Genomic DNA, 24,922 nt, shown 5'->3' on the forward strand with positions numbered 1-24,922 from the left:
GTGGAGGGGAAACACGCGTGGGGATCGAGAGCGACCAGCTGGTCTACGACTATCTGAGCCGGGTCGGAGACCTGGCCCAGCAGCGGCAGTTGCCGTCCGGCGACCGGATGCGCCTGGTGTCGTCGCTGCGCAACGAGATCGACAAGCAGCGGGCCAAGTACGGGACGGAGACCCCGGCGACGGTACGGCGCGTACTCGGGCGGTTCGGAACGCCGGAGGAGGTGGTGGACGCGCTGGCCTCCGGCACGGCGTCGGGCGTCGGGGCGCCCCGACCGCCCGCCCCGGACCCCGCCGTACCGGTACAGCGCGACCGGCCGTTCCCCGGGCGGAGCAAACGCGTTCCGCGCCCCCGCCCGCGTCGCTCGGCCGAGACACCGCCGCCCGCGGCCCCGTCGCTGCCGGCGCCACCGCATCTGGCGGGCATGGACGAACTGGGCCGCCAGGGCGACGAACCCGACTGGTGGCGCCTCGGCCCACCGGGCGCGCCCGGTTCACCCGGCGCGCCCGGGCTGCTCGGGGGCGACTCCGTCGCGGGGTTCGTGGGCGGGGTCGAGATCCCCGAGATGCTGCGGCCCCGGGGGGACGAGGAGGAGTCCGGGGAGGCGGAGGAGGGCGCGGGCAAGGGTGCGGGGGGAGGGGAGCGGGAGCGCGAGCGCGGGGGTGGGGTCGCTGAGGACGAGGACTCGGAGGATGCCGGGGGCTCGGAGGACGAGGACCTGGTCGAGGTCGTTCCCGTCAGGCGCCGTCTGCCGCGTCTGGGCCGACGCCGTCGTCACCCGGACGAGGCGGGGGCCCGTCCCGGCTTCTCGAACCCGCTCCTCCTGCTCGCCGCGGCGCTGCTCGTGACGGGTGCGGTGTTCGGCCTGTGGGTGGCGCTGGGAGCGGGCTGGCTCCTCGCGTACGCGTCCCGCAGGCTGACCCGGGCGGAGTCGAAGTGGGCCGTCCTGGGCATGCCCGGCCTGACGCTGCTCGGGGGTCTGGTGTGGCTCTGGGGCCGCCAGGACGGGCGGTGGGGCGAGCCGGTCGCGCAGGGGGAGATGGGGGTGGCGCTGGCGGGGATGTGGCCGTGGTTGGTGCGGGTTGCGGCGGTGTCGTCGGCGGGGTTTTTGGTGTGGCGTGCGCGGAGGGGTGGGCGGTGATGGGTTTTTCCCCCCACCCCGCCCCTCCCCGAAACCCTCCGGGGGATGTCGGCTCGGCTGCGGTCCGTGCTCGCTTCTCGCGCAGTTCCCCGCGCCCCCAAAACCATCGGTCGTGTGCGGGCCGTGCGCGCTTCTCGCGCAGTTCCTCGCGCCCCTAACCCCGCTCGATCCTGTGGGTCGTGGTCGCTTTTCGCGCAGTTCCTCGCGCCCCTTAGCGGTGCTGGTGCTGGCCCGCATCGGGCATTTCAGCCTGTCCGGCGTTTGAGGACGAGCGCCGTTCAGGCGCGAACGGGGTCTGGGGCGGAGCCCCAGGAGGCCCGGAACCAACCAACCCCCCGCACGGGCGGGTGGGTGGGCGAAGGGCCCGGGGTCTGGGGCGGAGCCCCAGAATGGGGGGATGCTTCATGACGTGCTTACGGTCGGCTTCGACCTGGACATGACCCTGATCGACTCCCGCCCCGGCATCCGCGCCGTCTACCAGGAACTTTCCGCCACCACCGGCACGTACATCGACGCCGACCAGGCCGTCGGCAGGCTCGGCCCCCCGCTCGACTGGGAGCTGCGGCACTGGTTCGCCGAGGAGCACATCGCCGCGATGGTCCTCAAGTACCGTGAGATCTACCCCACACGCGCCATCCTGCCCACCCCCGCCCTGCCCGGCGCGGCCGCCGCGGTGCGCGCGGTTCAGGAGCTCGGCGGGCGGGCCGTCGTCGTCACCGCCAAGAACGCGCCGCAGGCCACCCTGCACCTGGACCACCTCGGCATCACCCCGGACGCGGTTGTCGGCGGCCTCTGGGCCGAGGCCAAGGCGACCGCGCTGCGCGAGCACGGCGCCTCGGTGTACGTCGGCGACCACCTCGGGGACGTGCTCGGAGCCCGCGCCGCGGGCGCCCTCTCGGTCGCGGTCCCGACCGGCCCGATCGGCGCCGCCGAACTGCGCGAGGCCGGCGCCGACATCGTCCTCGACGATCTGACGTCATTTCCGGCCTGGTTGAAGGATTACGCCGCGCAACGCGCTTGACGGCGCCCACGACCCGTACGCGCGGAGGAACTGCCGGCCGGGGCGCCGCCCCGACCGGTTCAGGCGCGGGCCGCGCGCCGCTGCTCGGAGATGGTCAGCAGCACGCCCGCCCCCGCGACCAGGAAGCCGACGCCCATCAGCATGCAGACCAGGTAGGCGACGGACGGGAACGGGTCGGTGTGCAGGAACAGCGGCGCCACGGTGACCAGTGTGGCGAGCGCGCCGACGAAGAACACGACGACGCCGATACGAACCAGCCGATCACCGGTGGTGGGGGCGGTGCGGTCGGCCTTGGCCTGGGTTTCGGTACTCACCCCGCCAGGGTAGTTCCCTGCTCGTAAGGACTGCCCGGGCCGTCTTGTCAGCAGCCCCAGGACCATTAGCCTTGATGTCGGCGGGTCGGCAGGCGACCCGCTGCAGTGCTATCCAGAGCCGTTTTCGGCGCCCCGCACCCAACGACGAGTACGAGGACGAGGACAGACGTGCCTACCGGCAAGGTCAAGTGGTTCAACAGCGAGAAGGGCTTCGGCTTTCTCTCCCGCGACGACGGCGGCGACGTCTTCGTCCACTCCTCCGTGCTCCCCGCAGGGGTCGACGCACTGAAGCCCGGCCAGCGCGTCGAGTTCGGCGTCGTCGCCGGACAGCGCGGCGACCAGGCCCTCTCCGTCACGGTCCTCGACCCGGCCCCCTCGGTCGCCGCGGCCCAGCGCCGCAAGCCCGACGAACTGGCCTCGATCGTGCAGGACCTGACGACGCTCCTGGAGAACATCACGCCGATGCTGGAGAAGGGCCGCTATCCCGACAAGTCCTCCGGAGGGAAGATCGCGGGCCTGTTGCGCGCGGTCGCCGACCAGCTCGACGTCTAGGTCCAGGTCCAGGTCCAGGTCCAGGTCCGGATTCAGGTTCAGGTTCAGGTTCAGCGGAGGAATTCCAGCGCGTCGCGGCCCAGGGGCGGGACGAGTCCCTCGGCCGCGGCGCGGGTCAGCAGTCCGCGTACCGCCGCATAGCCGTCCTCGCCGAGGTCGGCGGTGAACTCGTTGACGTAGAGCCCGATGTGCCGGTCGGCCACGGTCGGGTCCATCTCCTGGGCGTGCTCCCGCACATACGGCCGGGACGCCTCGGGGTCCTCCCAGGCGAGCCGCACCGAGGCGCGGGCCGAGTCGGCCAGCAGCCGCAGGGTGTCCTCGCCCAGCGAGCGCTTGGCGATGATCGCGCCGAGCGGGATGGGCAGGCCGGTGGTCTCCTCCCAGTGCCGGCCCATGTCGGCGAGGCAGTGCAGCCCGTAGTTCTGATAGGTGAACCGGGCCTCGTGGATGACGAGTCCGGCGTCCACCTTGCCGTCGCGCACCGCGGGCATGATCTCGTGGAACGGCATGACGACGACCTCGCCGACCCCGCCCGGCACGACATCGGCGGCCCACAGCCGGAACAGCAGATACGCCGTCGACTTCTCGCTCGGCACGGCGACCGTCGCGCCCGTCAGTCCCCCAAGCTCTCGGCTTCGCTCGGGCAGGGAGGTGCCCCCATCCCCGGGTTCGCGGGTCAGGACCAGTGGGCCGCAGCCACGTCCCAGCGCGCCGCCGCAGGGCAGCAGCGCGTACTCGTCGAGCACCCACGGCAGCACCGCGTACGACACCTTGAGCACGTCGAACTCCCCGCGCTCCGCCATGCCGTTGGTGATGTCGATGTCCGCGAAGGTCACATCGAGGGCGGGCGCGCCCGGCACCCGGCCGTGCGCCCACGCGTCGAAGACGAAGGTGTCGTTCGGGCAGGGGGAGTAGGCGATCTTCAGCGGCGCCGGTTCCGTACTCGCGGCCTTCGCCACCGGTTCCGTGCCCGGGGTCTTCGCCACCGGTTCCGTGCCCGGGGTCTGCCGCGCCGGTTCAGTGCTCATGGGACGTCCAACTCTCCAGTACGGGCGGGAGTTTGCCGAATGCGTCGGTGAGGGCGGCGAGCGCGTCGCCGATCCGCCAGGCCGAACGGTCGCGCGGACCAATGGAGTTGGAGACCGCGCGGATCTCCAGCGCCGGTACGCCGTACTGGTCGGCGGCCTCGGCGACACCGAAGCCCTCCATCGCCTCGGCCACCGCCGAAGGGTGCCGGGCGAGGAGTTCGGCCGTGCGCCGCGCCGTGCCGGTCGCGGTGCTGACGGTGAGGACCGGTCCGCTCCGGGCGCCCAGCGCCTCGGCGACGGCGCGGCACAGCGCGGCCGGCGGGGTCAGGGTGTCGCGCCCGAAGCCGAGCGCGGTGACGGGCAGGAAGCCCTCGGGGGAGTCGGCGCCCAGGTCGGCGGCGACGATCTCGGACGCCACCACCAGGGTGCCGAGCGGGGCGACGGGGGCGAAGCCGCCGCCGATGCCGGCCGAGACGACCAGATCGTATGGGGCTCGGCCGAGCGCGATGGCGGTGGCGGCCGCGGCGGCCGCCGGACCGACCCCGGCGGGCAGCACGTTCATCTCGTGCCCGCCCGCGCACAGGCGGGCCAGCGGCTCAAGGGGTTGCGCGGTGCCGGGGCGTACCGGAGCGGGGCCCGGCGACACGTAACCGGCACGGGCGAGACCGGCGGCGACGGAGTCCGCCTCCGCCGCCACCGCGGTCACCACCAGCACACGCATCAGGCGGGGCCCGCTCGTCAGGAGGTGCGCTTGAGGGTGAAGCTCCAGACCGACGCGGGCTTGTTGTCCTTGTCGACCTGCACGATGCTGACCTTCTTCTCCTTCGGCGCGGCGCCCTGCCCGCCGGTGGAGAAGACGTCGGCGCCGGGGAAGCTGCGGTAGGTCTGGGAGGAGGCCTCGGTGATGGGGCTGCCGTCGAGCAGCGCGATCCACTTGTGGCCGTCCTCGACGACATCGGGGTCGACGCCGAGACGCAGCGTCGAGCCGGGCGCGTAGTCGATGGACTTGGCGTCCTTGACGCCGCTGAGGCAGCCGGTCAGCTTGGCCTCGGCGAGCGGCTTGCCACCCTCGCCGCGGCAGGACGCCTCGGCGTTGACGGAGTTCGTGCCGACCGTCACGGTCGCGAGAGGCGTCGGCTTGTCGCAGGCGGAGAGGACGAGGAGTCCTGCGGAGGCGGCGGCGAGTGCGAAGCCGGCCCGGCGGGTCCTACCGGAAATGAACGCAACGGTCATGAAGCGAAGGCTATCGGTCGTCCCGAGCCACGCCGCGCGGGGGTGCGGCGTGCCGGTGTGGCGCGCCCCACCGGAGCCGGGCGCGGGCGACGCCCGTACCTGCTGTGGCGCGCCCCAGCCGGGCCGGGCTCAGGCGACCCGCGGCCGTGGTGCTCCCCGGCGGGCCGCGCCGAGCAGGCCCCGTACCGAGATGGCCGCGCCGAGCGCCAGCAGGCCCGCGGCCACCGACATGCCGAGGACGCCGTTGAGCGGGAGCGCGATGCCGATCGCTCCGCCGAGCACCCACGCCATCTGGAGCAGGGTCTCCGAGCGCGCGAACGCGGACGTACGGACCTCCTCCGGCACATCGCGCTGGATCATCGCGTCCAGGGACAGCTTGGCCAGCGCCTGGGTGAGCCCGGCCGTCGCGCCCAGCACCGCCACCATCACCCCGCTGAAGAACACGGCGGACAGGGCCGCGACGCCGAGCGCGATCGTCAGCATCGTCACGATCAGCACCTCGGGCCCGCGCGCCCGCAGCAGCGAGCCGACCGCCGTGCCCAGCGCGTTGCCGACGCCCGCCGATACGCCCACGATGCCGAGCGAGACGGCCGCGCTCTGCCCCGACAGGGGGTGCTCGCGCAGCAGGAACGCCAGGAAGAAGATCAGGAAGCCGGAGAGCGCGCGCAGCGAGGCGTTGGCGTACAGGCCGTTCTGCACGGACACGCCGACCGTCCGCAGACTGGGCTTCGGCTCGCCCCGGTCGGAGAGCCGGGCCTTGGTCTCGCCCTTCGCCGAGTCGACCTTGGGGTCGAGCGAGAACGCGAGGAACATGCCCGCCACGAAGACACAGAACGCCCCGTAGAGCGGCCATTCGGGCCCGATGCGCGAGAGACCCGCGCCGATCGGGGCGGCGGCCCCGGTGGCGAGCAGACCGGCGAGGGTGACCCGCGAATTCGCCTTCACCAGCGAGAAGCGCGGTGGCAGCAGGCGGGGCACGACGGCGCTTCTGACCACCCCGTACGCCTTCGAGGCGACCAGGACGCCCAGGGCCGCGGGGTAGAGCTCCAGGCCGCCGGTGGCGACCGCGCCGGACATGGTCAGCGCGAGCAGCGCGCGAGCCACCATCGCGCCGGCCATCGCGGCGCGCCGGCCGTGCGGCATGCGGTCGAGCAGCGGGCCGATCACCGGCGCCAGGAGAGTGAAGGGCGCCATCGTGATCGCCAGATAGAGGGCGACGCGGCCGCGTGCCTGGTCGGTCGGCACGGAGAAGAAGACGGTCGACGCGAGCGCCACGGTGATCATGACGTCCCCGGCGCCGTTCACCGCGTGCAGCTCGATCAGTTTGCCGAGCCCCGACTCACCGGCGCCGTGCGCGTGCGTGGCTTTTCTGATCGAACGGGCCGTCCCCGTGAACGGCAGATGCAGGGCGCGGCCGACCGTCCGGCCTGCCCTGCGCAGGCGGCCGGACTCGTCCGCGGAACCTGACGACCTTGCGGTTGCCACCCCGCCATAGTGCCCCAACCCCGTCCGACCCGAACCAGGATTCGGACGCGCAGGTGGGCCGGGGGCCACGAAGGGGGTAGCGTGACAGGCGCGCCGCCCGCGGCTGCCCAAGGCCGCGCGCCTCTCCGCGATCCCGCAGAATGGATCGTAGAAGGTGCGCCTCCACGCTCATACGGAGCAGGGGGGACCCCCTTGGTCAGTGAAACTGGACAGTCGCTGGGCAGTTGATCGCCCGGGCGCGGACGTTGACGCGGCCCCCTGGTCCGCTCCGCCCGCCGCCCGTACGCAGTCGGCTCCCCGGCGTACCCGTGAGACGGCGTAGGAGAGAAGCGAGACCTGTGAGTGCTGCGACGACGCGAAGCCGTACCCCTGACCGCCTGTGCGCCGAGGCGGTCGACCTAGCCCGCGAGGCGGCGGAGGAAGCCGCCGCGCCCGGTGTGGTCGGCGAGCATGTGACCCTCGTGTCGGAGGGCGACCGGGTCGTCACGCACTTCTTCGAGTGCAAGGAGTTCGGCTACCGGGGCTGGCGCTGGGCGGTGACGGTGACGCGCGCCTCGCGCGCCAAGCTCGTCACCCTCGACGAGACGGTCCTGCTGCCCGGCCCCGACGCCCTCCAGGCCCCCGAGTGGGTGCCGTGGAGCGAGCGGCTGCGGCCCGGGGACATGGGCCCCGGCGACCTGCTGCCCACCGAGGCCGACGACCTGCGCCTCGAACCCGGCTACACCGGCGAGGACGCGCCGCCGCCCAACTCGGTGCTCTCCCAGGAGCTGGCCGAGCGGATCGAGGCGGAGGACGCGGAGCTGTCCGAGCGCGACACCCCCGCGGGCAGCGCGCGCGGCTCCATCGCGTCCGTCGCCGACGAACTCGGCATGCGCCGGGCGCGGGTCCTCTCGCGGTACGGGCTGCACGCGGCGGCCGACCGCTGGGAGGAGTCCTTCGGCGGCAAGACCGCGATGGCTCAGGCGGCGCCGGCCTCCTGCGTGTCCTGCGCCTTCCTCGTGCCGATCGCGGGATCGCTGTCCCAGGCGTTCGGTATCTGCGCCAATGAATTCGGTCCCGCGGACGGGCGTGTCGTGGCGTTCGACTACGGTTGTGGTGGCCACTCCGAGGCGGCCGTCATGCCTACGCCGCCGCGGCCGGCTTCGCCGGTGCTGGACACGGTGGGGGCGGATCCGCTGGTGTTCCGGCCGGATCGGGGTGGGTCCGTGCCGGATGCGCCGGACGCGACGGAGGATCTGGGCCACTCCTAACCCCCTGGGGCTCCGGCCCGGCCCGGGGGGTTTTCCCACCCACCCACCCGTGCGGCGGGTTGGTTGGTTCCGCCCTCCCTGGGGCTCCGCCCCAGACCCCGGGCCCTTTGCCCACCCGCCCGCCCGTGCGGCGGGGTTGGATAGTTCGGGCCTTCCTGGGGCTCCGCCCCAGACCCCGGGCACCTCGCCCACCCACCCGCCCGTAGGCGCAGGGTTGGTTGGTTCCGGGACCTCTGGGGCTCCGCCCCAGACCCCGTTCGCGCCTGAACGGCGCTCGTCCTCAAACGCCGGACGGGCTGAAATGCCCGATGCCGGCCAGCACCAGTACCGCTAAGGGGCGCGGGGAACTGCGCGAAAAGCGACCACGGCCCGCAGACCGAAGGGCTTTCAGGGGCGCGGGGAACGGCGCGAGAAGCGACCACGGCCCGCACACGACCCATGGTTTTGGGGGCGCGGGGAACTGCGCGAAAAGCGACCACGGCCCGCGGACGAAGGCGGGTTCCTGAGGGGCGCGGGGAACTGCGCGAGAGGCGGGCGCGGGCCGCAGGCGCGAGGAGCGGGCACGGTCCGCAGGCGCGAGCGGGTTCAGGGGTGCGGGGAACTGCGCGGAGAATGTCCTCGGTCCGCAAGGGAGGCGCATCCCCCGGAGGGTCTCGGGAAGGGGCGGGGTGGGGAAGATTCCAGTCCACAGCCCAGCGCGCGGTACCTTCGGGCCGCGGTCCCGGCACGCGGGGCAGGACAGAGCGGAGTACGGCGTGATCGTCAAGGCGATGGCGGCCGAAGGGGCCGACCCCTTCGGGACGGCGCGGCTACGGCGGGGCGTCCTGAACGCCTGGGGCGCGGGCCCCGCCAGATTCCGCGAGGACGCCAACGCCGAGGAGGACCTCGCCCTCGGCGGCTACCGCGACCGCCTCGTCGTGGAGCTCGCCCAGAACGCCGCGGACGCCGCCGCCCGCACCGGCACCGAGGGCCGACTCAGGCTCACCCTGCACCCCGGCGGCCCCGACGGCCCCGCCGTACTGGCCGCCGCCAACACCGGCGCCCCCCTGGACGCCGTCGGCGTCGAGTCGCTCTCCACCCTGCGCGCCAGCGCCAAGCGCGCCGACACCGAGGTCGCCGTCGGCCGGTTCGGCGTCGGATTCGCCGCGGTGCTCGCCGTCAGTGACGAGCCCGCCGTGGTCGGCCGCACCGGAGGCGTGCGCTGGTCGCTCGCCGAGGCCCGCGAGCTGGCCGCCCAGGCCGCCCTCGCCAGCCCCGGCCTCGGCGACGAGCTGCGCCGCCGCGACGGACACGTACCGCTGCTCAGGCTGCCGCTGCCCGCCGAGGGCGCAGCCCCCGAGGGCTACGACACCGTCGTGGTGCTGCCGCTGCGCGACGCCGCCGCCGAGGACCTCGTACGCCGTCTCCTCGACGGCATCGACGACGCCCTGCTCCTCACGCTGCCCGGCCTGAGCGAGATCGTCGTCGAAACCCCGGGCGCCACAAGGGTGTTGAGGCGCTCGGTGCACGACGCGTACGTCCACATCGACGACAGCCGCGACCAGAGCGTGCACCGCTGGCGGACCGTCAGCCACCACGGGCCGATCGGCAAGGAGCTGCTCGCCGACCGCCCCGTGGAGGAGCGGCTGCGTCCGCACTGGACCATCACCTGGGCCGTCCCGGTGGACGAGGACGGCGCGCCCGAGCGGCCCCGTACCGCAGCCGTGGTGCACGCGCCCACCCCCACCGACGAGCCGCTCGGCGTCCCCGCGCTGCTCATCGCCTCGTTCCCGCTCGACACCGCGCGCCGCCACCCGGCGCCCGGCCCGCTCACCGACTTCCTGGTGCGGCGCGCCGCCGACGCCTACGCCGAACTCCTCGGCGCCTGGCGCCCGGTGTCGACCGGCACCGTCGACCTGGTGCCCGGCCCGCTGGGGCGGGGCGAGCTGGACGGCGCCCTGCGCGCGGCGGTCCTGGAGCGGCTGCCCCGCGTCGCGTTCCTGGCGCCCGCCGCGCCCACCGAGGAACTTCCCGCGCTGCGCCCCTTCGAGGCGGAGGTCGTCGAGGGCGCGGGCGCCGACACGGTACGCGTGCTCGCCGAAGTCCTGCCCACGCTGCTGCCCGCCGGGCTCGAACGCCGCCCGGAGCTGCGGTCGTTGGAGGTCGGGCGGCTCTCGCTCGGTGACGCCGTCGAGCGGATCGCGGGCGCCGAGCGGCCCCCCGAGTGGTGGCACCGCCTGTACGACACGCTCGCGGGCGTCGACCCCGACCGGCTCTCCGGGCTCCCCGTGCCGCTGGTCGGCGGCCGCACCGCCATCGGCCCCCGCCAGATCCTGCTGCCGCTCGCCGACACCCCCTCCGACCTGGGGCGTCTGGGTCTGAAGGTCGCCCACCCGGACGCGGCCCACCCCCTGCTCGAAAAGCTCGGCGCGCTGCCCGCCACCCCCTGCGCCGTGCTGACGACCCCTCAGGTGCGGGCCGCCGTCGCCGCCTCGCTCGACAGCGGGGAGATCTGGGACGAGGACGCGCTCGACGCCGACGAACTCGCCGAGACCGTACTGACGTTGGTGCGCGAGGCCAATCTCGCGCCCGGCGACGAACCCTGGCTCGGGGCGCTCGCCCTGCCCGACGAGGACGGTGAACTCGCCCCCGCCGGAGAGCTCCTGCTGCCCGGATCGCCCTTCGCCGACGTCGTCCGGGAAGGTGAACTCGCCGAGGTGGACCGGGAGTTGGCGGAACGCTGGGGCGAGCAGCCGCTCACCGCGTGTGGCGTGCTCGCCACGTTCGCCCTCGTACGGGCCACCGACGTCGTCCTGGACCCCGACGAACTGGAGCCCCGCGAGGGCGACTTCGCCGAGCCCGACGACGCCGGGCTGCTCGACGCGGTGGACGTGTGGTGCGAGGACGTCCTGGACCGGCTGCCCGACACGCCGGTCCCGCCCGTGGCCACCGAGATCGTCGCCGTCCGCGACCTCGACCTCGTCGACGACGACGCGTGGCCGCGGGCCCTCGCCCTGCTCGCCCGGCCGCCACTGCGGGACGCCCTGGTCCAGCCGGTGCGCGTCCTGCTGCCCGACGGCACCACCGAGTCCGTACGCCCCTACACCGCCTGGTGGCTGCGCGACCATCCGGTCCTGGACGGCCGGCGCCCCGCCGGGCTGCGCGCGGCCGGCTCCGATCCGCTCCTGGCCGGCCTGTACGAGTCCGTGGACGCGACCGGCTTCGACGACGCGCAGGTCCTGCGGGCGCTGGGAGTACGCACCTCGGTGGCCGCGCTCCTGGACGAGCCGGGTGGCGCGGCGGAACTCCTCGGCCGCCTCGCCGACCCCGACCGCTCGGTCTCGTCCGCCCAACTCCACGCCCTGTACACGGCGTTGGCGGACCTCGACCCCGAGCAGGTCACCCTGCCGGACGAGCTGCGGGCGGTCGTGGACGGCGAGGTGCGGGTCGTCGACGCATCCGACGCGGTCGTGGCGGACGCCCCCGACCTGCTGCCCCTCGCCTCCGGCCTGGCCCTGCTGCCCGTCGCCCCGGCCCGGGCCGCCGAACTCGCGGAGCTCCTCCAGGTGGGGCGGCTCAGCGAGGCGGCGCCGGGCGAGGTGACGTCCGTCGGGGTCGAGCGCGAAGTGCCCGATGCGGTACGGGTCCTGCTCGGGCCGCTCGCGCCGGCGACCTATGTCGAGCACGAGGCGCTGCTGGCGGGCGGGGTGGAGCTCGACTGGCGTCGGGCGGGGGACGGGGTGGTGCATGCGGCGACCTTGGAGGGGGTTGCGGCGGGGCTCGCCTGGGCGGCGGGGCAGTGGCCTCGGCGGTTTGAGGTGGGGGCGCTTCTGGAGGACCCGTCGCGGACGGCCGAGCTGTCGCGTGACCGCTGGTTCGACTAGGCGCGGCCGCATTGCAACTGGGGCTCTGCCCCAGCCCCCGTTGGCCCCGTTCGGCCGACGGGGGTCCCTGTGCTGGGGCTCCGCCCCAGGCCCCGGTGGCTCCCGTTAAGCCGGCGGGGGTCCCTGCGCTGGGGCTCCGCCCCAGACCCCGTGGGCCCCTCCCCGCCCCTTCCCTAAACCCTCCGGGGGCTACCACCGCCCCTGCGGGCCGTGGTCGCCTTTCGCGCAGTTCCCCGCGCCCCTGAAAACCGGTTTTCGTCTGCGGGCCGCAGGTGGCTGGTCGCGCAGTTCCCCGCGCCCCTAAAAGCGCCGGCCGTCTGCGGGCCGTGGTCGCTTCTCGCGCAGTTCCCCGCGCCCCTTAGCGGTACTGATGCTGGCCCGCATCGAGGCATTTCAGCCCGTCCGGCGTTTGAGGACGAGCGCCGTTCAGGCGCGAACGGGGTCTGGGGCGGAGCCCCAGAGGTCCCGGAACCAACCAACCCGCTGCACGGGCGGGTGGGTGGGCAAAGGGCCCGGGGTCTGGGGCGGAGCCCCAGGGGGCCCGGAACCATCCAACCCCGCTGCACGGGTGGGTGGGTGGGAAAACGCCCCCGGGGTCTGGGGCGGAGCCCCAGGATCTAGTCCGGCCAGCGGTGGGTCACCCAGCGCCAGGTCAGTTCGAGGGCCGCCGAGGCCACCACCGCGATCCCCACCGCCGCCCACGGCAACACCGCCCCCACCAGCTTCAACGCGAAGAAGTCCTGGAGCCACGGCACCGCCAGGACCAGGAGGAAGGCCACGGCCATGGATACGACCAGGGCGATCCGCCACCACGTGTAGGGGCGGGCGATGATCGCCAGGACCCACATGGAGACCAGGAACAGGGTCAGGGTGGTGACGCTGGTCTCCGCGTCCAGCTCGCCCGAACCCGTGTAGTACGCCCGCGCGATCATGTACGTCACGAACGTGGCCACCGCCGCGATGCCCCCGCTGGGGATCGCGTACCGCATCACCCGCCGTACGAAGTGCGGTTTGGCGCGCTCCTTGTTGGGGGCGAGGGCGAGGAAGAACGCCGGGATGCCGATCGTGAAGGTGGACAGCAGGGTCAAGTGGCGCGGCAGGAAGGGGTATTCGACCTGGAAGCACACCACCAGGACGGCGAGCAGGACCGAGTACACGGTCTTGGTGAGGAACAGCGTGGCCACCCGGGTGATGTTGCCGATCACCCGGCGCCCTTCCGCCACCACCGAGGGCAGCGTCGAGAAGCTGTTGTTCAGGAGCACGATCTGGGCGACCGCGCGCGTGGCCTCCGAGCCCGAGCCCATGCTCACGCCGATGTCGGCGTCCTTGAGGGCGAGCACGTCGTTGACGCCGTCGCCGGTCATCGCGACCGTGTGGCCGCGTGACTGGAGCGCGGCCACCATGTCGCGCTTCTGCTGGGGGGTGACCCGGCCGAAGACCGAGTGGGAGTCGAGGACGTCGGCCATCTCGCCCTGTTCGGTGGGGAGTTGGCGGGCGTCGACCGTGTCGGCCGCGCCCGGCAGGCCGAGCTTTCCGGCCACCGCGCCCACCGAGACCGCGTTGTCACCGGAGATCACCTTGGCCCGGACGTTCTGCTCGTCGAAGTAGCGCAGGGTGTCGGACGCGTCGGGCCGCAGCCTCTGTTCGAGGACGACCAGGGCGCTGGGCTCGGCGTCGGAGGCGATGGCGGGGTCGTCGAGTTCGCGGGAGGAGCGGGCGAGCAGCAGCACGCGCAGGCCCTGTTCGTTGAGCGCGTCGATGTCGGCGAGCGCCGGGTCCCCGGTCTTGAGCAGCACGTCGGGCGCGCCGAGCAGCCAGGTGCTGTTCTCGCCGTCGCCCTCGCTGAACGCGGCGCCGCTGTACTTGCGGGCCGAGGAGAACGGCAGCGACTCGGTGCAGCGCCAGGCCTCGCTGTCCGGGTAGGCGTCGATGATCGCCTGGAGGGAGGCGTTGGGCCGGGGGTCGGACTCGCCGAGCGCGCCGAGCACGGTGCGTACGTACGCCTCGTCCGCGCCGTTGAGGGGGCGCAGCTCGGTGACGTCCATGCCGCCCTCGGTGAGCGTGCCCGTCTTGTCGAGGCACACCACGTCCACGCGGGCCAGGCCCTCGATCGCGGGGAGTTCCTGGACCAGGCACTGCTTGCGGCCGAGCCGGATGACGCCGATGGCGAAGGCGACCGAGGTCAGCAGGACGAGCCCTTCGGGGATCATCGGGACGATGCCGCCGACGGTGCGGGCGATGGAGTCCTTGACGTCGTTGTCCTTGACCACGAGCTGGCTCAGGACCAGGCCGAGCGCGGTGGGGATCATCATCCAGGTGACGTACTTGAGGATGGTGGAGATGCCGCTGCGCAGCTCGGAGTGGACGAGGGTGAACCGGCTCGCCTCCTCGGCCAGTTGAGCCGCGTACGCCTCGCGCCCCACCTTGGTGGCCCTGAACGCCCCGCCGCCCGCGACGACGAAGGCGCCCGACATCATCGTGTCGCCGGGCTTCTTCAGGACCGGGTCGGCCTCGCCGGTCAGCAGGGACTCGTCGACCTCCAGGCCGTCCGCCTCGACCGCCTCGCCGTCCACCACGACCTTGTCGCCGGGCCCGAGTTCGATGACGTCGCCGAGCACGATCTCGGAGGTGGAGATCTCCACGGCCCGGCCGTCGCGCCGTACCGTCGGCTTGGCCTCGCCGATGACCGCGAGGCCGTCCAGGGTCTTCTTGGCGCGCATCTCCTGGATGATGCCGATGCCGGTGTTGGCGATGATCACGAAGCCGAAGAGGCTGTCCTGGATCGGCGCCACGACCAGCATGATCGCCCAGAGCACGCCGATGATCGCGTTGAACCGGGTGAAGACGTTGCCCCGGACGATCTCCGAGGTGGAGCGACTGCTGCGCACGGGTACGTCGTTGACCTCGCCGCGCGCCACCCGTTCGGCGACCTCGGCCGCCGTCAGACCGCCCGCCCGCCGCGCCGATTCGGGCGGGCTCATGGGATGGACGGGGTCGAGTTCCGCCCCGGCGTCGATGTTGGCGCGCTGCGTCATGTTGTCGACGGTACGGCGGGAACGGGCGGTTCACCTGCCGGGACGGCCGAACATCCGACCCGGGGAGGAGACGAATGGTCCTGTGGCGGTACGCGCGTCCCGGGTACGGGGGCCTTTGGGCCCTTGCGGCTATTCGGCGGGGGCCGACTGTTGTGCCGCGTGCCGCTTGAGGGCGGCGTCGCGGCCGCGCACGTACCAGATGCCGATGAGGCCGAGGCCGCCGCCGGCCAGGCAGGTCCACACCCACCACAGATGGCCGTGCGCGTCGAACCAGCCGTAGAAGGGGAGCTGGACGAGGAAGAGGACGAACCAGAGGATCGTGCCGCCCGTGATGGTGGCGACCACGGGACCCTCAAGGGGCTCCGGCGCCTCGTGCTTCGGTGATCCCGTGGAAAACGCAGCCATGCGGTCAGTGTAGGGCGCGGGGTGTTCTGGTCCGGCGGGGCGGCCGGACGCCTGCGGCTGCTGGGTCTACGCGCGGAGATGGTGATCTTCGACTGATGTATTCATACTGAAACGGCTTACGGCTGACTCATTCTGTTCGTTAAAACGTCCAAAGAAGTTCGGGTACGTGCCGTTTCCCCGCCCCCGTCACCAGCGAGGTTCCGCATGAACGGCCTGGACCGCTACTTCAAGATCTCCGAGCGGGGCTCCACCGTGGCCCGGGAGGTCCGTGGCGGCTTCGCGACCTTCTTCGCGATGGCGTACATCATCGTGCTGAACCCGATCATCCTCGGCAGCGCCAAGGACATGTACGGACATCAGCTCGACAGCGGACAGCTGGTGACCGCGACCGTGCTCACCGCCGCCTTCACCACGCTGCTCATGGGCGTCATCGGCAACGTACCGATCGCGCTGGCGGCGGGCCTCGGCGTGAACACCGTGGTCGCCCTCCAGCTCGCGCCCCGGATGAGCTGGCCCGACGCCATGGGCATGGTCGTCCTCGCCGGCTTCGTGGTGATGCTCCTGGTCGCCACCGGGCTGCGCGAGCGCGTCATGAACGCGGTGCCGCTCGGCCTGCGCAAGGGCATCGCGATCGGTATCGGCCTGTTCATCATGCTGATCGGCCTGGTCGACTCCGGTTTCGTCTCCCGCATCCCGGACGCCGCGCACACCACCGTCCCCCTCCAGCTCGGCGGCAACGGGCACCTGCTCGGCTGGCCCGTCCTGGTCTTCGTCCTCGGCGTGCTGCTCACGCTCGCTCTGATGGTGCGCAAGGTGCCGGGCGCGATCCTGATCTCCATCGTGGCCATGACCGTCCTCGCGATGATCATCAACGCGGTGGCCACCGTGCCGTCCTGGGGTCTGACCACCCCGAAGTGGCCGGGCAACCCCTTCGACACCCCGGACTTCGGACTCGTCGGCCAGGTCAGCCTGTTCGGCGGCTTCTCGAAGGTCGGCGTCCTGACCGGCGTCCTGTTCGTCTTCACCGTTCTGCTCTCGTGCTTCTTCGACGCCATGGGCACGATCATGGGCATCAGCGACGAGGCGGGTCTGACCGACGAGAAGGGCTACATGCCCGGCATGAACCGGGTCCTGTTCGTCGACGGCATCGCGGTCGCGGCGGGCGGGGCGTCGTCCTCGTCCGCCACCACGTGTTTCGTGGAGTCCACGGCGGGGGTCGGCGAGGGTGCGCGCACCGGCCTCGCGAACGTGGTCACCGGTGGCCTGTTCACCATCGCCCTCTTCCTCACCCCGCTCGCCACGATGGTGCCCTCGCAGGCGGCCACCCCGGCGCTGCTCGCCGTCGGCTTCCTGATCCTGTCCGGCTCGATCCGCGAGATCGACTGGGCGGACTGGACGATCGCGATCCCGGCGTTCGTGACGATGCTGATGATGCCGTTCACGTACTCCATCACCAATGGCATCGGGATGGGGTTCATCAGCTTTACGGTGCTGCGGTTGGTGGCGGGGCGGGGGCGGGAGGTTCCGGTCGCGATGTACGTCGTGTCGGCGGTGTTCGCGTTCTACTACGTCATGCCGGCCCTCAACCTCACCTGACCCCGCCCAGCCCGGCGGCGGGGGCCACCCCCAACTCCCTGGGGGTTTGCCCACCCACCCGTGCGGGGGGTTGGCTGGTTCCGGGACCCTGGGGCTCCGCCCCAGACCCCGGGCCCTTTGCCCACCCGCCCGCCCGTGCATCGGGGTTGGATGGTTCCGGCCCTCCTGGGGCTCCGCCCCAGACCCCGAGGCACCTCTCCCACCCGCCCGCCCGCCCGCCCGTGCGGCGGGGTTGGATGGTTCGGGCCTCCTGGGGCTCCGCCCCAGACCCCGTATCGCGCCTGAACGGCGCTCGTCCTCAATCGCCGGACGGGCTGTAGGTGCCCCAGCACCCCCGGGCGGGGGCTCCGCCCCCTGCACCCCCGTTCGCGCCTTAAGGGCGCTCGTCCTCAAACGCCGGACGGGCTGTAGGTGCCCGATGCGGGCCAGCACCAGTGCCGCTAAGGGGCGCGGGGAACTGCGCGAGAAGCGACCACGGTCCGCAGACCGAAGGGCATTCAGGGGCGCGGGGAACTGCGCGAGGAGCGACCGCGGCCCGCACGCGACCGATGGTTTTGGGGGCGCGGGGAACTGCGCGACCAGCCACGCACGGCCCGCAGACCGAAGGGTCTTTGGGGGCGCGGGGAACTGCGCGAGCAACCACGCGCGGCCCTCGGGCGAGGGCGGGTTTCAGGGGCGCGGGGAACTGCGCAAAGGTTCCGCCGGGGGGCAGAGGCGGCGTAGCCGCGCCGGCGCGGCTACGCCGCCCCGTAGAACCTCTCCGTCTCATCCACCGCCGCCTTGAACCGCTCATCGAAGTCGTCCCGCATAAGCGTCCGCACCACATAGTCCTGAACGCTCATGCCGCGCCTCGCCGCATGGTGCTTGAGCCGTTCGAGCAGCTCACCGTCTATTCGCAGGCTGAGCACACTGGTCCCCATGGAGCGAGGGTGACCGCCCGCCCGGCCGTCGCGGGTCACTTTTCGACCGAGCCTCACTCGTTCGGGTGAAATGTCGGCCGCCCCACCTCGCCGACGCGGCGCACGCACCCCCGTAGCCCCGCCCAGCCCCGAGCCCCAGCCCCGCACCCCCGCGGCGCAACCCCACCCCTGTGACGCCACGACACCCATGTGGCGCTCGACACCTCCGCTGAATCCGGTGGTATTTAGCCAGAGTAATGAGTTAAGCTAACGAACATGTCTGACCTGTCCCACGGCACTGGCGACAACGCCGCCGCCGTGAACTCCCTGCGCTCGGCCGTCATGCGGCTGGGCCGGCGCCTCAAGCATCAGCGCGTCGACGAATCGCTCAGCCCGACGGAGATGTCGGTGCTCGGCACCCTTGCCCGGTGCGGCTCGGCCACCCCCGGTGAGCTGGCTCGCAAAGAGCACGTACAGCCGCCGTCGATGACCCGGATCGTCGCACTGCTGGAGGCGAAGGGCCTGGTCAGGCTGGAGCCGCATCCCGACGACCGTCGGCAGAAGGTGGTCAGCCAGACCGCGGAGGCCGAGGCGATGCTCGAAGAGAGCCGCCGCAAGCGCAACGCCTGGCTCGCCGCCCTCGCGGAAGGTCTGGACGAGGACGAATGGGCGAAGCTGCGCGCGGCCGCCCCGGTCCTGGAGAAGCTCGCACATCTGTAAACGCGCATCGCTAGGAGGCGAGCCCTTTTGAGTACGGGATCCGGAGCACACTCCGCCCCCGCACCGAACCCCACCTACAACAAGCGTGGCGGGGGGACGTTCTCCTCGCTTGCGGTACGCAATTACCGACTGTTCTTCTCCGGCGCCATCGTGTCCAACATCGGCACCTGGATGGCCCGGATCACCCAGGACTGGCTGGTCCTGACGATCACCGGTTCCTCGGTGGCGGTGGGCATCACCACCGCCATGCAGTTCCTGCCGATGCTCCTGTTCGGCCTGTACGGCGGCGTCATAGCCGACCGGTTCGCCAAGCGGAACATCCTCTTCGTGACGCAGGCGGCGATGGGCCTGGGTGGTCTGTTCCTCGCCGCGATGACCCTGTCCGGGCACGTCCAGGTGTGGCATGTCTATCTGACGGCGTTCTTCACCGGCCTGGTCACCGTCGTCGACAACCCGACCCGGCAGTCCTTCGTCTCCGAGATGGTCGGACCCGACCGGGTGCGCAACGCGGTCAGCCTCAACTCGGCGAACTTCCAGTCCGCCCGGCTCGTCGGCCCGGCCGTCGCCGGTGTCGTGATGGCGGCCGTCGGGCCCGGCTGGGCCTTCCTCGCCAACGGCCTGTCGTTCACGGCCCCGCTGATCATGCTGTTCCTGATGCGGACCAAGGAACTCCAGCCGACCCGGCTCGCCCCGCGCGGCAAGGGTCAGCTCAAGGAGGGCCTCGCGTATGTCTCCGAGCGGCCCGAGCTGATCTGGCCGATCGTGCTCGTCGGCTTCGTCGGCACCTTCGGGTTCAACTTCCCGATCTGGCTGAGCGCCTTCGCCTCCGACGTCTTCCACGGCGACTCCGGCCTGTACGGCCTGTTCAACAGCCTGATGGCGATCGGTTCGCTGGTCGGCGCGCTGCTCGCGGCCCGCCGCGCCAGTACGCGGCTGCGGATGCTGGTGCTCGCGGCCGGTCTGTTCGCGGTGCTGGAACTCGTGGCCGCCGGTTCGCCCGGCCTCGGGGTGTTCATGGCGCTGCTCATCCCCGTCGGCATCCTGGGCCTCACGGTCAACGTGACCGCCAACGCCTCCGTGCAGATGGCCACCGATCCCGAGATGCGGGGCCGCGTGATGAGCCTGTTCATGATGGTCTTCACCGGCGGCACCCCGCTGGGCGGCCCGCTCTTCGGCTGGCTGACCGATGTCTACGGCGTCCGCGTCAGCCTCGCGCTCGGCGGCCTCATCTGCGGCGTCGCGGCGATCGGCGTGGGCCTGATGCTGGCCCGCGCGGCCAACCTGCGCCTCAAGGTCGACGTCCGCCCCGGCCACCGCCACCTCGAATTCGTTCCGAGGAACCCGGCGCTCGTGGCGGCCGCCTGACCGTACGTACTGAACGCACGGACTGAATGCGCGTACTGCCCGTACGGACGAGATCCCTCGTGCCACGGCCCGGCCCCCCGCATACCCGGGGGGCCGGGCCGTGGCACGCCCGGTGCCGATCTTGCTTAACTGTTCCCATGCGTCTCTTCGCCGCCGTCCTTCCTCCCGCGTGGGCCGTCGCTGAACTCGGCCTGGCGGTAAGGGAGTTGACGGCGCTGCCCGGAGCGGACGGGCTGCGCTGGACCGGGCGGGAGGGGTGGCACCTGACGCTCGCGTTCCTGGGCGAGGTCGACGAGGCGCTCCTGGACGAGCTGCGCGAGCGGCTGCGCAGGGCGGCCCACCGCACCGACCCGTTCGCACTGCGGCTGCACGGCGGCGGCCGGTTCGACGGGCGTGCGCTGTGGGCCGGCGTCGCGGGCGGCCTCGACGAACTGCGGCTGCTGGCCGAGCGCGCGGACGCCGCCGCCCGCCGCTCCGGCGTCCCGATGGACCAGCACCGCCGCTATGTGCCGCACCTCACCCTGGCGCGTTCGCGTACGCCGATGGACCTGCGGCCGTACGTCACGGAGCTGGCCGCGTTCGAGGGCGGCCCGTGGCAGGTCACGGAGTTGGCCCTGATCCGCAGCAGCCTCCCGCGCGACGGCATCCCGGGGGAGCGCCCCCGGTACGAGGCGGTCGCCCGCTGGCCGCTCGGCGCGGGCGGCTAGGCTCAAGGGGTGGACCCGAAGACCAGGAACCGGATCATGGCCGGTGTGCTCGTGTTGATGTTCGTCGTCGTGGCGGTGGCGGCCGCCGTCGGCTGACCGCCACCGCGCCTCGACCCGTGGGCCACCGGATGAAAGCCGCCCACCGGACGAAAGCCGCCCACCGGACGGAGGCCTCAGTGGTCTGCCGGGGGGCGCAAGGCTCTCCGGTCTACCAGGCGAAGGCCTCCGGTGAGGGGCCGGGGCCCGGGAAGACGTCGTCGAGCGCGCTCAGGAACTCCTGCGGCAGGTCGAGTTCTACCGCCCGCAGCGCCGAGTCGAGCTGATCCGCCGTGCGCGGCCCGACGATCGGACCCGCGACACCCGGCCGGCTGAGCAGCCAGGCCAGCGCCACTTCGGCGGGGTCGAGGTCGTGCTTGGCGACGAGTTCCTCGTACGCCTGGACCTGCCGCCGCACCGCCGGGTCCGAGAGGGCCTGGGCCGCGAGGCCGCCCTGGGAACGGCCCGCCGTGCCCTCGCGCTGCTTGCGCAGGATGCCGCCGAGCATGCCGCCGTGCAGCGGGGACCAGGGGATGACGCCGAGGCCGTACTCCCGCGCGGCCGGGACGATCTCCATCTCGGCGCGGCGTTCGGCGAGGTTGTAGAGGCACTGCTCGCTGACCAGGCCGACGCGTCCGGTCCGGGTGGCGAGCTCGTTGGCCTGGGCGATCTTGTAGCCGGGGAAGTTGGACGAACCGGCGTACAGGATCTTGCCCTGGGCGATCAGGACGTCGATCGCCTGCCAGATCTCCTCGAAGGGGGTGAGGCGGTCGATGTGGTGGAACTGGTAGAGGTCGATGTAGTCGGTGCCCAGCCGCTTGAGCGAGGCCTCCACCGAGCGGCGGATGTTGACCGCCGACAGCTTGTGGTGGTTGGGCCAGGGCTCGCCCGCGGCCATGTTGCCGTTGAGCTTGGTGGCGAGGACGGTCTTGTCGCGCCGGTCGCCGCCCCGGGCGAACCAGCTGCCGATGATCTCCTCGGTGCGCCCCTTGTTCTCGCCCCAGCCGTACACGTTGGCGGTGTCGAAGAAGTTGATGCCGGCGTCCTGCGCGGCATCCATGATCGCGTGGCTTGCGGCCTCGTCGGTCTGCGGTCCGAAGTTCATCGTCCCCAGGACGATCCTGCTCACCTGGAGACCCGTGCGTCCGAGCTGCGTGTACTTCATGAAAGTCCAGCCAACGTCTTCGAGCGCGCTCAAAGCAAGAGGCCGGACCGGAACCGGGCGTTTCCCGGCCCGGCCTCTTCGCGTACGGCCGCGTACGGCCGCGTGCGATCGCGTACGGCCGCGTGCGATCGCATGGGTCCACGCGCGGCCACGCACGGGTTGCCCGCGGCCGCGTACGGGTGCTACCAGGCGAAGGCCTCCGGTGAGGGGCCCGGTCCGGGGAAGATCTCGTCCAGGGCGCCGAGCAGCTCCTCGCTCAGCTCCAACTCCACGGCGCGCAGGGCCGATTCGAGGTGGGCGGGGGTGCGGGGGCCGACGATGGGACCGGTCACGCCGGGCCGGCTGAGCAGCCAGGCCAGCGCCACCTCGCCCGGGTCGAGGTCGTGCTTGGCGAGCAGGTCCTCGTACGCCTGGACCCGGGCCCGGACGGCGGGGTCGGCAAGGCCCGCGGCGGAGCGGCCGGTCTTGGTGGAGCGCGAGCCCGTGCCCTCGCGCTCCTTGCGCAGCGCGCCGCCGAGCAGGCCCTGGTGGAGCGGGGACCAGGGGATGACGCCGAGGCCGTACTCCCGCGCGGCGGGGATGACCTCCATCTCGGCGCGGCGCTCGGCGAGGTTGTAGAGGCACTGCTCGCTGACCAGACCGAGCCGTCCGGTGCGGGCCGCCGTCTCGTTGGCCTGGGCGATCTTGTAACCGGGGAAGTTGGAGGTTCCCGCGTACAGGATCTTTCCCTGGGTGATCAGGACGTCGATCGCCTGCCAGATCTCCTCGAACGGGGTGGCCCGGTCGACGTGGTGGAACTGGTAGACGTCGATGTGGTCGGTGCCCAGCCGCTTGAGCGAAGCCTCCACGGAGCGGCGGATGTTGACCGCCGACAGCCTGCTGTGGTTGGGCCAGGCCTCGGTGTTCCAGGGCTTGCCCTGCGTCATGTCGCCGTACATCTTGGTGGCCAGGACGACCTTGTCGCGCCGGTCGGCGCCCCGCGCGAACCAGGAGCCGAGGCTCTTCTCGGTGAGTCCCTTGTCCTCCGCGACGCCGTAGATGTTGGCGGTGTCGAAGAAGTTGATGCCCGCGTCGAGGGCGGCGTCCATGATCGCGTGGCTGCCGGCCTCGTCGGTCTCGCCGCCGAAGTTCATCGTGCCGAGAACGAGACGGCTGACCTGGAGTCCGGTGCGTCCGAGCTGTGTGTACTTCATGGCGTCATCAAAGCCGGTTCGTGTGCACTCAAGGCAAGGTCTTTCGCCTCAACTGCCCAGCCAGCTGGACGCGTCGAGGCGGAAGGCCTCCGGCGGTACGACCGCGCGGAGCGACGCCTCCAGCTCGCGCACCCGGTCGGGCCCCAGCAACTCGGCCCAGCCGGACCGCAGTTCGCCGAAGATGGCCGCCGATCGCGCGAGGGCGTCCAGGCCGTGCGGGGTGAGCCGGACGAGTTTGCGGCGGGCGTCGCCGGGGTCGTCGGCGCGTTCCGCGTAGCCGAGGGCGATCAGGCGGTCCACGGTCTTGCCGGCCGCCTGCTTGGAGACGCCGAGCCTGCGCCCGATCTCGCCGGCGGTCGACCCGGGAAGCCCGATGGCCTGGAGGGCGAAGCCGTAGGCGGGCCGCACCTCCGGGTGCCCCTGACGAGCGAGCTCGTCGTGCAGCCGGTCGATGAGGGATCGGAACCCGGCGAGGAGGAGCAGGCAGCACACCCTGGAATCGGCTCCGGCCGCCTCGCGCCCGTCCATGGAGGCGACCATCCGGCATCTCGGCCGGCTCACCCCGCCGGTCGCGAGGCTGGCGACCTCGCCCCACCTCCTGGACGGCTTCCTCAAGCTGAACGGCATCTTCGAGCGGACCACCCTGGATCCGGTGGCGCGCGAGGTGCTCGTCATGACGGTGGCCGTCCGCAACGAGTGCCATGTCTGCGTGGCGATGCACACGCACAGGCTGCGCGACCTGGGCGCCGACGAGGAGCTGGTGGCCGCCCTGCACGAGCGGCGGCCGCTCCAGGATCCGAAGCTGGACGCCGTACGCCGCTTCACCCTCGCGGTCCTCGCGACGGCGGGCGGTGTCGGGGACGAGGCCGTGAAGGACTTCCTGTCGTACGGCCACACCGAGCAGAACGCCCTCGAAGTGGTCCTCGGCATCGGCACCTACACGCTGTCCACCTTCGCGAACCGGCTGGCGGGTGCCGGGTTGTGACGCGTCAACTCGGCGCCCCCGAGCGCTATTTGGAGCCGATGGGACCGATGTAGGTACCCGGGTGGGTCGCGCCGTCCTGGAGCAGGACCGAGGAGAAGTCCCAGGGCAGGGTGTGGGAGTGGGTCTCGTTCGGCGGGGTGATCACGATGCTCCTGGGCTTGAACTCCTGGCCGTCGCCCTGGTGGAACGGCAGATAGAAGAGGGTGAAGGTGGTGGTGGCGCCGGGGCGTACCGCCACCGCCTTCGGGGTCTCCGAAGTCCCGCGCGTCAGGGACCACTTGGTGGCGCCGTCGACCAGGTTGACGCCCGGATAGCCCTTCATCGCGCAGGACTTGGCGCCCCTGTTGGTGAGCTCGATGGTGACCACGCCCTGCGAACCCTGCGACTGGGCGCCGCTGCCGGGGGCGACGGCGAAGCCGAGCTGGGAGGTCGCGCAGTGCGAGCCGGCGGCGCCGGTGCCCGCTCCGGTCCCGGCGTCGGTGCCTCCCGTACTGCCGCCGGAGGGGGCCATGGTCCGGCCGCCGCTGGTGCCGGGGGTGCTGGGCCCGGTGCCGGTGCCGGTGCTGGTGCCGGAGCTGGCCGAGGTGGTGCCGCTCGGGGTGTCGGTGGCGACCCGGCTCGATCCGCCGTCGCCGCCGCAGGCGGTCAGGGTCAGGGCGAGGCCGGCGGTGAGTGCGACGGTCGCGGCCAGGGGGGCGGTGCGCAGACGCAACACGGCGATCCTTTCGGTTCGATGTCCGTCCGGGTGCCCCGCGGGGCCGGTCCCAAGCGGACATCATGGGACCGGAGCGGGGGCCGGAGCGGGGGCCGGGAATGGGGTCCGGGACCATGGGGGCCGGGCGCCTTGTGGGCGTCCCGTACACCGACGGTCGCACCGCCCGGCCGCCACCGCCCCCTCGGCGCGCCGGTTCTCCGTCCACACGGTGTGAGC

Annotated in this window: 22 protein-coding genes; 10 read left to right on the forward strand and 12 right to left on the reverse strand. The window is 72.4% G+C overall.

Translation table 11 applies throughout. The annotated features are described in order from the left end of the window. Positions 1 to 17: 17 nt before the first annotated feature. A complete protein-coding gene (locus N4G70_RS20705; protein ID WP_261714159.1) occupies positions 18 to 1,139 on the forward strand; it encodes a hypothetical protein in 1,122 nt (373 codons plus the stop codon). A gap of 397 nt (positions 1,140 to 1,536) precedes the next feature. Then, positions 1,537 to 2,160 (forward strand): HAD family hydrolase, encoded by a 624-nt coding sequence (locus N4G70_RS20710; protein WP_261714160.1) that lies wholly within the window; start codon positions 1,537 to 1,539, stop codon positions 2,158 to 2,160. 59 nt (positions 2,161 to 2,219) lie between these two features. On the opposite strand, the gene N4G70_RS20715 is transcribed toward N4G70_RS20710, so the two are convergent. Further along, the gene (locus N4G70_RS20715) at positions 2,220 to 2,474 is read right to left on the reverse strand and encodes a hypothetical protein (protein WP_261714161.1); all 255 of its coding nucleotides are present in this window, start codon (positions 2,472 to 2,474) and stop codon (positions 2,220 to 2,222) included. A gap of 168 nt (positions 2,475 to 2,642) precedes the next feature. Here N4G70_RS20715 and N4G70_RS37045 point away from each other — a divergent pair, with 168 nt between their 5' ends. Continuing rightward, positions 2,643 to 3,026, forward strand: a complete 384-nt coding sequence (locus N4G70_RS37045; protein WP_315904273.1) for a cold-shock protein — start codon at positions 2,643 to 2,645, stop codon at positions 3,024 to 3,026. Positions 3,027 to 3,076: 50 nt separating this feature from the next. Here the strand turns inward: N4G70_RS37045 and N4G70_RS20725 are convergent, their stop codons facing one another. The 4 genes from N4G70_RS20725 to N4G70_RS20740 form a co-directional block, all read right to left on the reverse strand. Next, positions 3,077 to 4,054: a 1,4-dihydroxy-6-naphthoate synthase gene (locus N4G70_RS20725; RefSeq protein ID WP_399036216.1), complete on the reverse strand. Its 978-nt coding sequence runs from the start codon at positions 4,052 to 4,054 to the stop codon at positions 3,077 to 3,079. Beyond that, positions 4,044 to 4,775: a futalosine hydrolase gene (locus tag N4G70_RS20730; RefSeq protein ID WP_261714162.1), complete on the reverse strand. Its 732-nt coding sequence runs from the start codon at positions 4,773 to 4,775 to the stop codon at positions 4,044 to 4,046. The genes N4G70_RS20725 and N4G70_RS20730 overlap by 11 nt, the downstream gene beginning before the upstream one ends. Positions 4,776 to 4,792: 17 nt before the next feature. Continuing rightward, positions 4,793 to 5,287 carry a DUF2771 domain-containing protein gene (locus tag N4G70_RS20735; protein ID WP_261714163.1) on the reverse strand — a complete coding sequence of 165 codons (495 nt, stop codon included), beginning with the start codon at positions 5,285 to 5,287 and terminating at the stop codon, positions 4,793 to 4,795. Between the two features lie 129 nt (positions 5,288 to 5,416). After that, positions 5,417 to 6,772, reverse strand: coding sequence for an MFS transporter (locus N4G70_RS20740; protein WP_261714164.1), 1,356 nt, complete (start codon positions 6,770 to 6,772; stop codon positions 5,417 to 5,419). Between the two features lie 338 nt (positions 6,773 to 7,110). Between N4G70_RS20740 and N4G70_RS20745 the strand changes: the two genes are divergently transcribed. Next, positions 7,111 to 8,022: a DUF3027 domain-containing protein gene (locus N4G70_RS20745; protein ID WP_261714165.1), complete on the forward strand. Its 912-nt coding sequence runs from the start codon at positions 7,111 to 7,113 to the stop codon at positions 8,020 to 8,022. Between the two features lie 770 nt (positions 8,023 to 8,792). Then, complete coding sequence (locus N4G70_RS20750; protein ID WP_261714262.1) at positions 8,793 to 11,885, forward strand: sacsin N-terminal ATP-binding-like domain-containing protein; 3,093 nt, start codon at positions 8,793 to 8,795, stop codon at positions 11,883 to 11,885. A 617-nt stretch (positions 11,886 to 12,502) separates the two neighbouring features. Here the strand turns inward: N4G70_RS20750 and N4G70_RS20755 are convergent. Together N4G70_RS20755 and N4G70_RS20760 are read right to left on the reverse strand one after the other, a co-directional pair. Continuing rightward, the gene (locus N4G70_RS20755; protein WP_261714166.1) at positions 12,503 to 14,920 is read right to left on the reverse strand and encodes a cation-translocating P-type ATPase; all 2,418 of its coding nucleotides are present in this window, start codon (positions 14,918 to 14,920) and stop codon (positions 12,503 to 12,505) included. 129 nt (positions 14,921 to 15,049) lie between these two features. Continuing rightward, a complete protein-coding gene (locus N4G70_RS20760; protein ID WP_261714167.1) occupies positions 15,050 to 15,325 on the reverse strand; it encodes a DUF2530 domain-containing protein in 276 nt (91 codons plus the stop codon). Between the two features lie 204 nt (positions 15,326 to 15,529). Between N4G70_RS20760 and N4G70_RS20765 the strand changes: the two genes are divergently transcribed. Next, positions 15,530 to 16,921, forward strand: a complete 1,392-nt coding sequence (locus N4G70_RS20765; protein WP_261714168.1) for an NCS2 family permease — start codon at positions 15,530 to 15,532, stop codon at positions 16,919 to 16,921. A gap of 737 nt (positions 16,922 to 17,658) precedes the next feature. Here N4G70_RS20765 and N4G70_RS20770 read toward each other — a convergent pair. After that, positions 17,659 to 17,841 carry a ribbon-helix-helix protein, CopG family gene (locus tag N4G70_RS20770; RefSeq protein WP_120722145.1) on the reverse strand — a complete coding sequence of 61 codons (183 nt, stop codon included), beginning with the start codon at positions 17,839 to 17,841 and terminating at the stop codon, positions 17,659 to 17,661. Positions 17,842 to 18,096: 255 nt separating this feature from the next. Between N4G70_RS20770 and N4G70_RS20775 the strand changes: the two genes are divergently transcribed. The 3 genes from N4G70_RS20775 to thpR all read left to right on the forward strand — a co-directional run bounded on the left by N4G70_RS20775 (position 18,097) and on the right by thpR (position 20,612). Continuing rightward, positions 18,097 to 18,540 (forward strand): MarR family winged helix-turn-helix transcriptional regulator, encoded by a 444-nt coding sequence (locus N4G70_RS20775; RefSeq protein ID WP_120722144.1) that lies wholly within the window; start codon positions 18,097 to 18,099, stop codon positions 18,538 to 18,540. A 27-nt stretch (positions 18,541 to 18,567) separates the two neighbouring features. Then, positions 18,568 to 19,905 (forward strand): MFS transporter, encoded by a 1,338-nt coding sequence (locus N4G70_RS20780; protein ID WP_261714169.1) that lies wholly within the window; start codon positions 18,568 to 18,570, stop codon positions 19,903 to 19,905. A 137-nt stretch (positions 19,906 to 20,042) separates the two neighbouring features. After that, a complete protein-coding gene (thpR, locus tag N4G70_RS20785) occupies positions 20,043 to 20,612 on the forward strand; it encodes an RNA 2',3'-cyclic phosphodiesterase (protein ID WP_261714170.1) in 570 nt (189 codons plus the stop codon). 208 nt (positions 20,613 to 20,820) lie between these two features. Here the strand turns inward: thpR and N4G70_RS20790 are convergent, their stop codons facing one another. The 3 genes from N4G70_RS20790 to N4G70_RS20800 form a co-directional block, all read right to left on the reverse strand. Then, entirely contained in the window at positions 20,821 to 21,813 is a 993-nt protein-coding gene (locus N4G70_RS20790; protein ID WP_261714171.1) for an aldo/keto reductase, read from the reverse strand. 182 nt (positions 21,814 to 21,995) lie between these two features. Then, positions 21,996 to 23,006, reverse strand: coding sequence for an aldo/keto reductase (locus N4G70_RS20795; protein ID WP_261714172.1), 1,011 nt, complete (start codon positions 23,004 to 23,006; stop codon positions 21,996 to 21,998). A 48-nt stretch (positions 23,007 to 23,054) separates the two neighbouring features. Next, positions 23,055 to 23,534, reverse strand: coding sequence for a MarR family winged helix-turn-helix transcriptional regulator (locus tag N4G70_RS20800; RefSeq protein ID WP_261714173.1), 480 nt, complete (start codon positions 23,532 to 23,534; stop codon positions 23,055 to 23,057). On the opposite strand from N4G70_RS20800, the gene N4G70_RS20805 reads away from it, so the two are divergent. Further along, positions 23,533 to 23,991, forward strand: a complete 459-nt coding sequence (locus N4G70_RS20805; protein ID WP_261714174.1) for a carboxymuconolactone decarboxylase family protein — start codon at positions 23,533 to 23,535, stop codon at positions 23,989 to 23,991. The two genes, N4G70_RS20800 and N4G70_RS20805, sit on opposite strands and share 2 nt — an antisense overlap. 25 nt (positions 23,992 to 24,016) lie before the next feature. Here N4G70_RS20805 and N4G70_RS20810 read toward each other — a convergent pair whose 3' ends face one another. Beyond that, a complete protein-coding gene (locus tag N4G70_RS20810) occupies positions 24,017 to 24,703 on the reverse strand; it encodes a DUF4232 domain-containing protein (RefSeq protein ID WP_261714175.1) in 687 nt (228 codons plus the stop codon). Positions 24,704 to 24,922 lie beyond the last annotated feature (219 nt).

Origin of the sequence: Streptomyces sp. ASQP_92 (assembly GCF_025399895.1) — a bacterium.
Classification (GTDB): domain Bacteria; phylum Actinomycetota; class Actinomycetes; order Streptomycetales; family Streptomycetaceae; genus Streptomyces.